The sequence below is a fragment of the Clostridioides sp. ES-S-0001-03 genome, assembly GCF_020676075.1.
Taxonomy (GTDB): domain Bacteria; phylum Bacillota; class Clostridia; order Peptostreptococcales; family Peptostreptococcaceae; genus Clostridioides.
The window spans coordinates 15,254-29,290 of record NZ_JACVWJ010000009.1; the positions used below are offsets into that span (position 1 = coordinate 15,254).

Consider the following 14,037-nt stretch of genomic DNA (forward strand, 5'->3'; position numbering starts at 1 on the left):
TATCCTCTGCTTAAATTACAATCTTTCTTTTTATTTAATACCTATCCTTTTTATTTAGCACCTATGCAAAACTAATAATTCTTATAGCTTACTAGTTAAGTAATATTTATTATTTTACTTTAGCTGATTTTTTTAATTTTATGTTATTTATCCATATAGCAAATAACATTACCAAACCTTTTATAATCATCTGATTATATGAAGATACACTCAATAGGTTTAATCCATTTCCTAATATTCCTATTATTCCAACACCTATACATGTACCTACTATAGAACCAGAACCACCCATCATATTAGTACCTCCAAGCACAACTGCTGCTATAGCATCCAATTCGGCTCCATCTCCAACAGTTGGTGAACCTGATGCTAAACGTGAAGATAATATTATTCCAGCTAAAGCTGTTAATAATCCAGCTAAGGCATATACTTTAACTATGACTTTATTTACTTTTACTCCACATAGTCTAGCTGCTTCTTCATTCCCACCTACAGCATGTACATGGCGTCCAAAATCAGTTCTTTTTAAGAGAAAATGTCCTGCTATTACGACTATAATCATAATTATAACTGGTATTGGTATTGGTCCAACATATCCTCTACCAAGCATCTTAAATGCATCTGTGTTTACTGATATAGGTCTCCCTCCTGTAAACACAAAGCTTGCTCCACTTATTATTGTCAACATAGCTAAAGTTACGATAAATGGTGGTAATTTTTGTGTTGAAATAATTGCACCTTTTATGATACCTAGTATTGTTCCAATTGCTAATGCCAGTAACATACCCACCCATACAGGTGCATTGTAATTCACTACTGTTGTAGCCCAAAATGTACCTACTAAAGCAATTACTGCTCCTACACTTAAGTCTATTCCTCCTGTAATTATTACAAAAGTCATCCCTACTGCAAGAATTGCATTTATTGATATTTGTCTTCCAACATTAATTAAATTATCTAAAGTTAAAAAATTAGATGAAGCTACACTCATTATTATAAAAATTATTACAAGTCCTATAGCTGCACTCCCCTGGTCTTTAAATACACTTGTTAATTTTGATAATAATGGAGATGAAGCATTTTCTTTATGCTTAGTTATTGAACTCATTAATTTTACCTCCAAAAGCCAATTTTAATACATTATTTTCAACCATTTCTTCACCTTCTAAAAAGCCACTTATATGACCCTCTCTCATAACCATTATCCTGTCACTCATTGATATCAACTCTGGTATCTCTGAAGATATCATTATGATACTTACGCCATCCTCTACCAAGTCACCCATTAGATTGTATATCTCTGCTTTAGCATTTACATCTATACCTCTAGTCGGTTCATCCATAATTAATATGTCTGGTTGTAATAAAAGCCATCTGGCTATTATAGCTTTTTGTTGGTTACCACCACTTAAGCTCTGTATAACCTGATTCATATGTGGAGTCTTTATTTTTAAAGCTTCTATGTATTTTTCTAAAACTTCTTTTTCTTTTTTTCTATCTATAACTGATTTAAATTTAGATACTTTCTTTAATCCTGCCATAGTTGTATTTTCTTTGACACTCATCTGTAAAAATAATCCAGTGCCCTTTCTATCTTCTGTTATCAAACCTAAACCATTTTCAATTGCATCCGATGGTGTTTTAAATTTAATTTCTTTATTATTTAAATATATTTTCCCAGAACTATATGTTCTAAGTCCAAATATAGCCTCTACGATTTCACTTCTCTTGCTTCCAACTAATCCACCTATTCCTAAAATTTCTCCTTTTCTTATATTAAAGCTGACATTATTAAAAACATTGTTTTTAGTTAGATTTTCTACCCTCATAATTTCTTCTTTGATTTCTACCTTTCTTTTAGGGAAAAATTGGTCTAATTTTCTATCTATCATTAAATTAACTAATTCTTCCTCAGATGATACTTCTTTGGTATTCAAAGTCGAAATCGTTTTCCCATCTCGCATTATAGTTATTCTGTCACAAATCTCAAAAAGTTCTTCCATTCTATGAGAAATATATATTATACTAACTCCACTACTCTTTAAATCATTTATAAGTCTAAAAAGTATCTCAGTTTCTTTTTTACTTATTGAAGATGTTGGCTCATCCATTATCAATACCTTAGTTTCTGATGATAAAACTCTTGCTATTTCAACCATTTGCTTTTGAGCTATACTAAGTTCTTTGACTAAGCTACTTGGATTTATATCTATTCCCATATTGTCAAAAATCTTTTTAGATTCTTCATTCATTTTTTTATCATTAGTTAAGACCTTGCCATTTATTTCTTTTCCCATAAAAATATTTTGTGCTACTGTCAATTCATCAAATACTGTTAATTCTTGATATATGGCATTTATACCTATTTTTTTAGAAATATCTGGTGATATATTTTCTATCTCTTTTCCTTCAAAAATAAATTTACCAGCAGTCTTTGCATGTGCACCAGTTAAAATCTTTATCATTGTTGATTTACCAGCACCATTTTCACCCAGTAGTGCATGAACTTCGCCATGAAATAACTCAAAATTAACATTATCCAACGCCCTAACTCCAGGAAATTCCTTAGCAATATTACTTAACTTTAGAATTATATTACTCATAATGACACTCCTTTTTAGATAGGATTTCTTTTAAATAATCTTATTTTTTATTAATTCTTAAAGTCTTTTATATTTTCTTTATCATAAAGTAAGGCTGGTACTGGTATATTTTTCTCTACCTTTTCACCTTTTATAGCCTTTACTACTGCTTCTACTGCCAAACGTCCCATTTCTTTAGGTTGTTGCTGAATCATAGCAAGAACAGTTCCATCTGTTATTCCAGTTGCTGCTTCATCAGTTAAATCAAATCCTACAATCTTAACATCCTTATTTTTTGCAGATTCAAGTGCAGCTTTAGCTCCTAATACACTATTTTCAGCTGTTGCATATATTATATCTACATTTGGATTAGATTGAATTAAGTTTTCTACAGTATTAAGAGATTCTTCTCTATCATATCCTGGTTGTGAGTTTAATATTTTAACATTAGCTGAACCTTTTAATGCTTCTTTAAACCCATCTATTCTTTGCATTTGTATTTGAGATTTTAAATCTGTTACTATTGCAATTTCTGATTTTCCACCTAAGTTTTCATCTATATACTTTTTAGTGTATTCGCCTAATTTTTTACCAGCATCGTAACTAACTGTTCCAACATAACTTGTAATATTTTCAGTATTTAATACAGCATCTACTGTAACTACAGGCATTTTTTCAAATGCTCCCTCTACAGCTGGTACTATAGCTGAATTATCTGTTCCAAGTACTATCATTCCATCTACATCCTGTTGTATAAAATCTTCTATAGCTGATGTTTGCTTAGCTACATCTTGGTCTGGGTCATTTACTATGACTTTTACACCTAGTTCTTTAGCTTTTTCTTTTATCCCTTCATCAATGTCTATAAAAAATTGATGTTGAAGAGTTATTGTAGATACCCCTATAGTTAAATCTTTCTTAGCTGAATTATCCTTCTTTTCTGATTTACCTGGTCCATCCATTGAACATCCTGTTAACATTCCTACTGCTAGTGTTGCAACAATTCCTAAAGATAAAATTTTTCTCATAATTACCCTCCATTTTTAATAGTTTTAGATTTGAACAATTTTAATTTTTATTTATTAATATCTAAATATTTTTCAACATCTTCCCTATAAGGCATTCCAGATTGAGCACCTAATTTTGTTACAGATAGTCCTGACACTACTACAGCATACCCTACTGCTGTATATAAGTCTTTGCCTTCTGTTATAGCTACTGACAATGCTCCATTAAAAGTATCACCTGCCCCTGTAGTATCTTGAACATCAACATTTATACAAGACACATGTTTTACTTCTTTACCATCATAAAATCTAGCTCCATTTTTTCCTTCTGTTACTACAAGTTTATTTGGATGTTTTTTTAATACTTCTTCTATACTTTCCTCTGTGTCAAAAACTATCTTATATTCATGTTCATTTGGTGTTAAATAGGTTACTTTTTCTATTATATCTTCATCTAATCTTATTGCTGGTGCTGGATTTAATAAAACCTTTATATTATTTTCAAAACAGAAATTTACTACATATTTTATTGTTTCTAGTGGAATCTCTAACTGTAGTAATACTATATCTGCATTCTTTATCTCTTCTTCATTCTTTTTAATTAAGTTTATATCTACTAGTTCATTTGTTCCTGGCACAACAACAATACTATTATCATTTTCACATAGTGTTATGACAGCAACACCAGAACTTTTTTGATTATTTCTAGCTATCAAATTATAATCAACTTTATTCTCTTTAAAATTTCGTATCAATTCTTCGCCTAAGCTATCTTCCCCTACACAAGATATCATTTTTACATTTGCACCTAACTTAGATGCTGAAACTGCTTGGTTAGCACCTTTTCCCCCAGGTGATGTAAAAAAGCTATTACCTAGTATTGTTTCTCCTTTTTCTGGTCTTTTATCTACAGAACATACCATGTCCATATTTACACTTCCTATGACAACTATGTTTCCCATTACATTACTCCTTTACATATCTATTTATGCTTTTCATGCTGTTAATTACTTTCTTTAGTTGAAGCTCTTATCACTAGTTCTGCCTTAAAAATTAATTCATCAAAGGATTCTTTCTTATCTCCTCTTAAACAATTTATTAATATTTCACTGGCTTTATATCCTATATCATAAGATGGTTGTCGTACTGTTGTAAGTGGAGGACTTATTAAACTAGAAGTTTGAATATCATCAAATCCCACAACACTTACATCGTTTGGTATATTTAATCCTCTTTCTTGAAGACCTCTGATAACACCTATTGCAATTAAATCATTTGCACAAAATATCGCATTAAAATCTATCACTTCTAAATTTTTTATAAATTCTTGCCCCCATTCAATCTTATATTTTCCTTCAAATACATAATTAGAATTGTAATCTAAATTACACTCAGTTAAAGCTTTTTTATATCCTTCTAATCTATCTATTGCTATTTCATTTTGAAGTGGACCACTCAAGTATATTATTTTCTTATTTCCAATATCTAATAAATGTTTTGTAGCTATATATGCACCCTCAAAGTTATTTATTTTAACTATGCCTTTTAAGGTTTCTTTATTCATACTTATTTTCTTATCAATTAATACTGTTGGTATTTTTATATCTTTGTAATTTGCCTCTTTCCAGTTTGTATTTGATGATGCTGCAAATATAATTCCATCTATCATTCTTTCTGATAATGTTCTTATCCCTTCATATTCCTTTTTGGCATCTTCATCTGTATTACATAAAATTATATTATAACCTTCCTCATTAGCTTTATCTTCCACACCTCTTGATACATCTGTGAAAAATGGATTTCGTATATCTGGTATAAGAAGTCCTATTGTATTTGTTCTTTTAGTTACTAAACTTTGTGCTAATTTATTTGGAACATAATTTTTTTCCTTCATTATTTTTAAAATCTTTTCTCTTGTTGCTTGACTTATATTTTCATCTTTATTATTAACGACTTTTGATACAGTTGTTTTGGAAACACCAGCCAATTCGCCAATCTCTTTTATAGTTATACTCAAGAAGTTCACCCCCACAATTTAGGAAACCGTTTTACTTAACCGGTTACCTAGATACTATCATATCTTTTTTCGCTTTGCAACTACTTTATACAAATTTTGATATTTTTCTTATTTTTCATAATATTGCAATTTATAAATTCAAATTTAATATTTATATTAATATACAAAAAAAAATTAATATACTTTTATAATTATTTAAAAGTACATTAATTAATTTAAGTAATCTTTATTAAAGTTCAAGTCCTTGTTCTATAATCATTTTTTTATCATTTTCAATTCCATTTCCTACAGTTGTTAAATAATCACCTACAATTGCAGAATTTACACCACCATTAAATCCAATTTTGTCATACCCTTTTAAAGATAGCCTTCCACCAGCATATCTTATGTATACATTAGGAATTATAAATCTAAATACTGCTGTTGTTTTTAATATTTCCATAGGCTCTAATACATCATAATTTTCCATAGGAGTATTCTTAATAGGGTTTAAAATATTTATTGGAATTGATTTGGTATTTAATTCTCGTATTTCAAAAGCCATTTGTAGTCTTTGTTCTTTACTTTCATTCATCCCAATTATTCCACCTACACATACATCTAATCCAGCCCTTTTAGCTTCTTTAATTGTTCTTATTCTGTCTTGATAAGTATGTGTTGTACATATATTATCAAAATTATCTTTAGATGTCTCGACATTATGATGATATGTAGTCACACCTACTAATTTTAGCTTTTTAGCTTGCTCATAATCTATAATTCCTAGAGATGCACATAATTTTAAATTAGTATTTTCTCTTAATCCTTCATAGATATTTAAAATATCATTAAACTCTTTTCCTGTCATACCTTTACCACTTGCAACTAAAGAGAATCTATGTACTCCTTTACTTTCCATTTCTTTGGCTCTCTTTAAAATCTCATTGTACTCGAGCAATGAATATTCATCTACCCCAGTTTTATAATGGGATGATTGTGCACAAAATTTGCAGTCTTCACTACATTTGCCAGACTTAGCATTCATTATTGTACATAAATCTACTTTTCTTCCCATAAAATATTCTCTTATTTCATTTGCAGATTTTAATAAGATATCAAAATTGTTTTTGTTATTAGTGTCAATACTTATTAAATTAAGAGCTTCTTCATAATTTATTTCTTTTCCACTCAATATTTTATTTTTTAATTTGACTATGTATTTTTCCATATATCCTCCTATTTGTCAACTTATATTTTTTATATAGTTTACTTATTATATATAGTATTACATAGACAACATTTATTGGTCAACTTTATTTTATATGTAGGTTTACTATTACGAAAAAAAATACTGTTCTAAAATAGTATTTGTATAATATCTTATACATATCATTATTAAAACAGTATTTTTTATTAAAGAATCATTCTTATTAATTTATAAAACTATTCTTGTCTTAACTCCATCCAAGCTTTCCATTGTAACAACCTCTAAGCCTTCATACTCTCTAAATAGCCATTTTAAATCCTTCATAGCTTGATTAACCTGACTTTTTGTTAGATTATTTATAAAATATTCTTTTCTAGTTTCCTCATACTCTTTGCTAGTTAAAAAGTTTCTTAGAAAATTAAATGCAAATACACTTGGAATATTGTTTACATTAGCTTTCTTGCTATTTTCTTTCTCATAGTAAATTTTCATAAATGCATACTCCTTTGATACTTTTAAATTTCTCTTACAATAATTATATGCATTTAAGTCCTACTATTCTTATAATTTTATTAATTCATATTCTTTATTTCCCATTCCCATTTCACATGCATAGTCTATTATTCTAGTTCCATTTACATGAGGATGCTCATGTTTAAACACATCATGACCCATTTCCTTACAAACCAAATCATAGCATGCTTGTTCAATCGCTACTGGGTCTGTTGATGCTAATATTCCTATATCATGTGCAATCGGTCTACCTGACCAAGGCACACAATCACAAAGTGGAGTCACATTCATAACAAAAGTTATATATCCTACCTTATCTTTTTTGTTTGATACTGCTCCATAAGCGTATTCTGCCATCTTTTCAACAAATACATCTGAGTCACTTTCCCATTGTATAGTTACTGCTCTAGTTGGACAGACAGTTGGACATTCTCCACATCCATAACACACATCAGAATCTATAATTGCCTTCTTATCTACTATACTTATAGCTTTTGTAGGACAAGAATTAACACATTTTCCACATCCTACACACTTCTTCTCTTTTACTACTGGCGTAACATCAGAATGTTGCATTTGCTTTCCTGCTGCACTTGCACACCCCATAGCTAAATTTTTTAATGCTCCTCCAAAACCTGCTGCTTCATGACCTTTAAAATGACTCATTACTATCATTGCAGAAGAATTATAAATTTCGCCACCTATTTTCACACTTTCAAAATGTTTTTTATCTATTTGTACATTTTCATAATTTCTACTGTACAATCCATCTGCAATTATTACTGGCGCATTTACCACTGCATAGGCAAAACCATTTTCTATAGCTGTTGTAAGATGGTCTACAGAATTTGTTCTACTCCCTGTATATAATGTATTTGTATCTGTTAAAAATGGCTTTCCTTCACAATCTTTAATCTTATCAACCACTTGTCTAACTGCTACAGGACTCATATATGTAGTATTTCCTTTTTCTCCAAAGTGAAGTTTGATTGCTACTTGGTCATTCTTTTCTATTAAATCTTTGAATCCTGCTGTATCAAATAATTTTTTTACATTGTTTGGCACATTTTTATTTTGCGAATTTGAGTATAAGTCACAAAAATATACTTTTGACTTTTCCATATCTACACCCCTTTAAAATATTTACTTGAATTAATTTTATCACTTTTAAAGTAATTTTTTAGTATATTTTACCACAATTAAAGATTCTTATCTTTATTTAATAAAAACAATATTATTTTATCTCCTTACTACATTTTTTAATTCTTTATTAGTTTAGGCTCTATATACTATAGCATATCTTAAATAACTGATAATCACTAGATTATAATCTATCTCCTTTTTTATTTTTAAACAATTCCTTAAGCTAATAATTTAATTATTATAAAATATAATGAGTACGACTAAAACAAAAAAAGACTTGAAACTTAAGTTCAAGTCTTTTTTACTTAGATATATTCTTATATATTACTAAGTATATTTTTACACAATATAGTGCTATTTACATTTATAATAAAGATATAATTAAACTGGTTTTTTATTAAATAAAATAACAGCTGATAACAGACACACTATTGAAATAATGATTGTTACAATGATTGGAATAATAAATTCTGGAGCCGTCACTTTCCCTGAAATCAAATCTATATTTTTTGATAATATGAAATTAGGCGTATAAGGTGCAACCTGTTTAGGAATAGAAATTAAACTCAAAACAAGAGTTACTACTAATACAAGTAATACACTTGCAAATGCTGGTCTAAATAGTACACATCCAAGAATTAATATAGTAATATACATAATACCAATTATCCATAAGTTAAATGCTGAAAATACAACATGATTAAGATTTGCAGTTGGCCAAAAATACATTGTATAACCATAAGTACATAAAAAGCTCAACCAGAAACCAATGGTCATAATAATTACTGCAATAGAAAATTTAGACAATACTACAGACGAACGTGACAATCCTTTAGTCAACATAATGACAAGTGTCCCTTTAGAATATTCGTTTGATAAAATATTACAAAAAATAATTAGAGTTAAACTCATTCCAAGACCAGAAATATTGCCAGAAAACTGTGTCCAAGAATCTAAAGCAGTTGGTAGAGCAGTAACTTTTAAAGTTGGGGCAAAATGAGCAATCAAGTCTGGCATAAATTTAGCAGAAAGAGGACTCATTATTCCAAATATCAAAAATAAAATAATCAAACTAAATAATTTATAATTTCTTACGTTCTCTACAAATTCTTTTTTTGTAAATGCTATGTATTCTCTCACTTTACTACCTCCAAAAATAAATTTTCAAGTGACAATTCTATTAATTCCATCTTTATTGGACAAAGATTCATTTCTGCAAGTGTAGATATGACTGTTTGTTGTATTGATTTTATATCTTTACCATGGAAAATAATTTCCATATTAGTCTCTTCTGAATCTTTAAGTAAGGATTTAATGCTACTACTAGACTTAAATGCTTGGATTTCATCATTACTTGAAAACTCCAATAAAAGTCTATCTTTTCCGTGCATACTTTTTATTTCTGAAAGTGTACCACTAAGAGCAATGCTTCCGTTATTTAATATAGCTACATGGTCACAAATTCTTTCAACATCAGACAGTATATGTGTTGAAAATATTACAGTTGTTGAGTCTTTGATTTTAAACATAATATCTAATATTTCTTTTCTCCCAACAGGGTCAAGTGCGCTTGTTGGTTCATCACAAATAAGTAATTTAGGGCGTGAAAGTAATGCTTGAGCTATCCCAAGACGTTGCTTCATTCCACGAGAAAATCCACCTATTCGTTTCTTTTCATTTCCAAGTCCCACAAGTGTCAACAACTCTTCACTTCTTAACTTTATTTCTTGTTTTGAAAGCCCTGTGATTTCTCCACAAAGAGAAAGATATTCAAGTGGTCTCATATAGTTATAAAACTCTGGAACATCAGGTAGATAACCTACATGGCGATTAGAACTTGTTCTTCCATAAGTCACCTTCTCACCAAAAACATTTATAGTTCCACTATCTGCTTCAAGTAACCCAAGCACCATTTTCATTGTTGTAGTCTTGCCTGCACCATTCTTACCTACAAATCCAAATACTGACCCTTCTGGTACAGTAAGATTTAGCTTATCTATTATCTTTCGATTACCAAAACTTTTTGATAACCCATTTATTGAAACAATATTCATCATTCATCACCTCTTCCTATAGTGAAATACAAAATTGGACCTATTATACTTATAAATAGCACTAAAATAATCCATATTGCCTTATTACCAATTTTATAATTTGGATGTTTTATTATATGAATAAGTGCAGTAATTACAAGTATTAAATTTAAAATAATAACAGGAAGTAAAAGTGGTAGATATTCCATTAAATTTTCCATAATCTTATTCCTCCAATAAAGATAATTTTTCTATAAGAAATCTGTATTCTTTGTTCTCATTTAATACAGAGAACATAGGATTATTCTTAATAGCAGCAACAATACCTGCCTTTACAATTGTATCATCACGTGTAATACCTGTTCCAATCTCAGAAATCCAGCAATCAATATGATTAAAAAAGTCATCACTATGTAGCATAATTGGATATATATCACTTATTGCCAAATCTACATATCTTTGTAACGACTTAATAGCTTCTTTAGTATTTCCATGTATTAAATTCATTTGTATCTGAGTCAAATATACAGAAAACATAACACCAGGAGATAATTCATTAAGGTCAAATGTATCTGAAATTATTAAAATACGTCTTTCTATTTCTTCAATTTGTGATTTATCTGAGTTTTGCAGAAGTCCCACTAAATCTTGAACTAATAATGTAAGATTCTGATATGCTCCAATCTGTAACGTTTCATTAGCTTCATTAGTTTGACCATTCATCATTTGTCCCTGTGCAAGAAGTATGCTTTCATTTACCATGGGAAAATTGCTATCTTGAAATAAATCAATAACTTCTATAGGTTGATTTAACAAGATATAACAAGTTGCCTCCATACCTTTTGACTGACGACAAATTTCTATATCATCACTTGTTTCTCGTATTCGAATAAAAATTTCTAATGCTTCACTAATTAATAGTTCACGTTTTTTTTCATCTACAAGGTCATAATGATTAATTATCAAAATACCCATCTGATAAATCAAAGGAAAGCATGAATAATATTTTTTTATGGTTTCTCTTATTTCATCCATAACTTCATCAAATGGTTTAACAGTAAAATCTTTACACAATCGCTGATATAGTTTATTAATATCTTCCTTAATCATTTGTGGTTCGTAGCAAATTAATTCATCAACTGTAATGTTGAAATATGTCGCGAGTTGTGGTAAAAAAGTGATATCAGGATAACTTTGCCCAGTTTCCCATTTAGACACAGAAGCTTTAGAGATACCTATATAATTTGCAAGTTCATCTTGTGTAATTCCTTTTTCTTTACGCTTTAAAATTAGTGTTTTTGCAATGTTTAATTCATTCATATCAACGCCTCCTTTGTATAATTATATCCTTAAATACATAAACCTAACAAGCGATTTGAAGTTGACTTTTGATGAAAAAATCAACCATAGAGAAACAAATAAGCAGGTATCTTAGATACCTGCTTAAATATATTTTTAAATTCAATTTATATAATTTTTTATTTATTCCAATCATTTCCACATTTTTATACAAAACCACATATGAATATATCCAAATATATTTTTTATTTATCATGTTTTTTAAACGTCTTGTATAAAATATCTTTTAATATGAGTACATTATTCTCATTGCTCATCCTGTATTCCTTTTCAAATCTTGAATATAATTCTTCAATAGCTATTTGATACTTTTCTATCCCTTCTATGTTAACATATGTTTCTAAAATAGGATACTTAGAGCTCCATGCTTTTGTCCAGTCAACATCCTTACTAATATTATCAGTTACATCTTTAGAACATAAATTACTTTCATCGATTAAGTAATCATAAGTAATATTAAATAGCTTTGATATATTTTTTATATTTTCTAAGTCTGGCTTAGCTTGCCCTAATTCCCACTTGCTAATAGTTTGTCTAGATACATTTAGTCTTTCAGCCAACAATTTTTGAGAATAATTATATTTCTTTCTTAGTTTTGTAATCTTGTCTCCTAAATTCATATATTAAACTCCTTTCAAGGTAAAAATAATTATATTTCAATTATAAAGTATTAAACTCAATGATTCTACAAAGCAAAGTTTGAAATATGTAAACTTTAATTTACATACATGATGAATCATTCTATATGAACAATACTAATATTAATATTTAATTATAGATTTTTTAATAAAAATTAATTATTTATTCTTAAATAATAAAAAAGGCTTGTGTTGTAGTCAACTCCAAGTAGTATACTCTATTTAAGAATTGAGTAAAACATAATGAGTTTTATGTAGAGATATTGTACAGTTTATAAATCATATCATACTAAAAAGGAAATAAGGGAATTGTTTTCTAAACTTACAGGTGTTAATGTTGATGAAAGCCTATATTTAATACCACCATTTTATACAGATTTTGGAGAAAATATAAGAGTTGGAAAGGATGTATTTATTAACCATGCTTGTACATTCATGGATAGAAGTGGAATTACGATTGCAGATGATGTACTGATTGGACCTTAAGGTAAATCTTATAACAATAAACCCTCCTTTAGAGCCCTCAGAAAGACATTCCACTGTGTCTACACCCATAGTTATAAAGAGGAATGCTTGGTTAAGTGCAGGAGCAATGATTATGCCAGGTATTACAGTAGGTGAAAATACTGTTGTTTCTGCAGGAGCAGTAGTCACAAAGGATGTACCTCCAAATACTGTGGTTGCAGGTGTCCCTGATAAGATAATAAAGACTGTATGTTAGATTCTAAATTGAAGTTTTGTTATTAGTTCAATAGAATATTATTATAGTATTTCAATAAAAAAGACATTCTTAATTTAATTAAGTTTGTCTTTTTTTATTGATTTTTATTATACTCATTTCAAGTTTTATTGTCAAAGTTCTTGACAAGTAAACTTGTCATAAGTATAATAAAAGTACCAAGTAAACTTGGCATCCAAATAGGAGGTATCTTACATGAATAAAGAAGAAATTTTAAGTAAGAGTCGTCAATCTACTAAAGACGAAGGATTAGAGTATATTGAAAATAAAGGCAGAAAAATAGGATATTCAATTTTCATATGTGTCTTCGCTTTCATTGTAATATTTAACGCCTTTATTGGACAAAAGAGTGATGCAGTATCTGCTTTATTTTGGACATTTGGCCTTGCTGAAAATATAGCAAAATACCAATTCACACATGAAAAAAAGAATTTAATTCTGGCTATTGGTTTCTTAATTACAACTATATTCTCATTAACTAATTTTGTTTTATCATCATTAAGGTAAGCAATATGAATGAAGAATTAATATTAAAAAATCACTTAAAAATAGCAAGAACAGAGAAAAAATTATCTCAAAGTCAGCTAGCTGAAATGGTCGGCGTGTCAAGAAACACTATTAGTTCAATAGAAACAGGTCAGTTTAATCCAACAGCAAAATTAGCACTTATTTTATGTATAGCTCTAGATAAAAAATTTGAAGATTTATTTTACTTTGAATAAAATGTATTGTAGTCATAAAATATAAAAGAAACCATAGTTATTGTATATTTTATTCACTTCTAAAACTCAAAATAAAAAGAGTTAAATAAATAAAACAA

The 14,037-nt window shown here is 28.8% G+C and carries 17 protein-coding genes; 4 read left to right on the forward strand and 13 right to left on the reverse strand.

Annotated elements, in window-relative coordinates; all coding sequences use genetic code 11:
* Positions 1-109: 109 nt before the first annotated feature.
* The 13 genes from IC174_RS16190 to IC174_RS16250 form a co-directional block, all read right to left on the reverse strand.
* A complete protein-coding gene (locus IC174_RS16190) occupies positions 110-1,108 on the reverse strand; it encodes an ABC transporter permease (protein ID WP_227434716.1) in 999 nt (332 codons plus the stop codon).
* The gene (locus IC174_RS16195) at positions 1,092-2,603 is read right to left on the reverse strand and encodes a sugar ABC transporter ATP-binding protein (protein WP_227434715.1); all 1,512 of its coding nucleotides are present in this window, start codon (positions 2,601-2,603) and stop codon (positions 1,092-1,094) included. The genes IC174_RS16190 and IC174_RS16195 overlap by 17 nt, the downstream gene beginning before the upstream one ends.
* A gap of 50 nt (positions 2,604-2,653) precedes the next feature.
* On the reverse strand, positions 2,654-3,610 hold the full coding sequence (locus IC174_RS16200) for a substrate-binding domain-containing protein (protein WP_227434714.1): 957 nt from the start codon (positions 3,608-3,610) through the stop codon (positions 2,654-2,656).
* Between the two features lie 47 nt (positions 3,611-3,657).
* Positions 3,658-4,551, reverse strand: coding sequence for a ribokinase (rbsK, locus tag IC174_RS16205; protein WP_227434713.1), 894 nt, complete (start codon positions 4,549-4,551; stop codon positions 3,658-3,660).
* A gap of 41 nt (positions 4,552-4,592) precedes the next feature.
* Positions 4,593-5,615: a LacI family DNA-binding transcriptional regulator gene (locus IC174_RS16210; RefSeq protein WP_227483411.1), complete on the reverse strand. Its 1,023-nt coding sequence runs from the start codon at positions 5,613-5,615 to the stop codon at positions 4,593-4,595.
* A gap of 220 nt (positions 5,616-5,835) precedes the next feature.
* A complete protein-coding gene (bioB, locus tag IC174_RS16215; RefSeq protein ID WP_227483412.1) occupies positions 5,836-6,813 on the reverse strand; it encodes a biotin synthase BioB in 978 nt (325 codons plus the stop codon).
* Between the two features lie 207 nt (positions 6,814-7,020).
* The gene (locus IC174_RS16220; RefSeq protein WP_021382847.1) at positions 7,021-7,284 is read right to left on the reverse strand and encodes a hypothetical protein; all 264 of its coding nucleotides are present in this window, start codon (positions 7,282-7,284) and stop codon (positions 7,021-7,023) included.
* Between the two features lie 69 nt (positions 7,285-7,353).
* Positions 7,354-8,427, reverse strand: a complete 1,074-nt coding sequence (locus IC174_RS16225; protein WP_227483413.1) for a DUF362 domain-containing protein — start codon at positions 8,425-8,427, stop codon at positions 7,354-7,356.
* A 402-nt stretch (positions 8,428-8,829) separates the two neighbouring features.
* The gene (locus IC174_RS16230; RefSeq protein ID WP_227483414.1) at positions 8,830-9,588 is read right to left on the reverse strand and encodes an ABC transporter permease; all 759 of its coding nucleotides are present in this window, start codon (positions 9,586-9,588) and stop codon (positions 8,830-8,832) included.
* Positions 9,585-10,505: an ABC transporter ATP-binding protein gene (locus IC174_RS16235; RefSeq protein ID WP_413927201.1), complete on the reverse strand. Its 921-nt coding sequence runs from the start codon at positions 10,503-10,505 to the stop codon at positions 9,585-9,587. Before IC174_RS16235 ends, IC174_RS16230 begins: the two co-directional genes overlap by 4 nt.
* Positions 10,502-10,702, reverse strand: coding sequence for a PLD nuclease N-terminal domain-containing protein (locus tag IC174_RS16240; RefSeq protein ID WP_227434707.1), 201 nt, complete (start codon positions 10,700-10,702; stop codon positions 10,502-10,504). The genes IC174_RS16235 and IC174_RS16240 overlap by 4 nt, the downstream gene beginning before the upstream one ends.
* Positions 10,703-10,706: 4 nt before the next feature.
* Entirely contained in the window at positions 10,707-11,801 is a 1,095-nt protein-coding gene (locus tag IC174_RS16245) for a helix-turn-helix domain-containing protein (RefSeq protein ID WP_227483416.1), read from the reverse strand.
* Between the two features lie 224 nt (positions 11,802-12,025).
* A complete protein-coding gene (locus tag IC174_RS16250) occupies positions 12,026-12,460 on the reverse strand; it encodes a helix-turn-helix domain-containing protein (protein WP_227483417.1) in 435 nt (144 codons plus the stop codon).
* A 327-nt stretch (positions 12,461-12,787) separates the two neighbouring features.
* Between IC174_RS16250 and IC174_RS16255 the strand changes: the two genes are divergently transcribed.
* From IC174_RS16255 to IC174_RS16270, 4 genes are all read left to right on the forward strand, one after another.
* Entirely contained in the window at positions 12,788-12,964 is a 177-nt protein-coding gene (locus tag IC174_RS16255; RefSeq protein ID WP_227434704.1) for a hypothetical protein, read from the forward strand.
* A complete protein-coding gene (locus IC174_RS16260; RefSeq protein WP_227483418.1) occupies positions 12,954-13,199 on the forward strand; it encodes a hypothetical protein in 246 nt (81 codons plus the stop codon). The genes IC174_RS16255 and IC174_RS16260 overlap by 11 nt, the downstream gene beginning before the upstream one ends.
* A gap of 213 nt (positions 13,200-13,412) precedes the next feature.
* Positions 13,413-13,724: a DUF6442 family protein gene (locus IC174_RS16265; protein ID WP_227434703.1), complete on the forward strand. Its 312-nt coding sequence runs from the start codon at positions 13,413-13,415 to the stop codon at positions 13,722-13,724.
* Between the two features lie 5 nt (positions 13,725-13,729).
* Positions 13,730-13,939, forward strand: a complete 210-nt coding sequence (locus IC174_RS16270; protein ID WP_021382875.1) for a helix-turn-helix transcriptional regulator — start codon at positions 13,730-13,732, stop codon at positions 13,937-13,939.
* Positions 13,940-14,037: the final 98 nt, after the last annotated feature.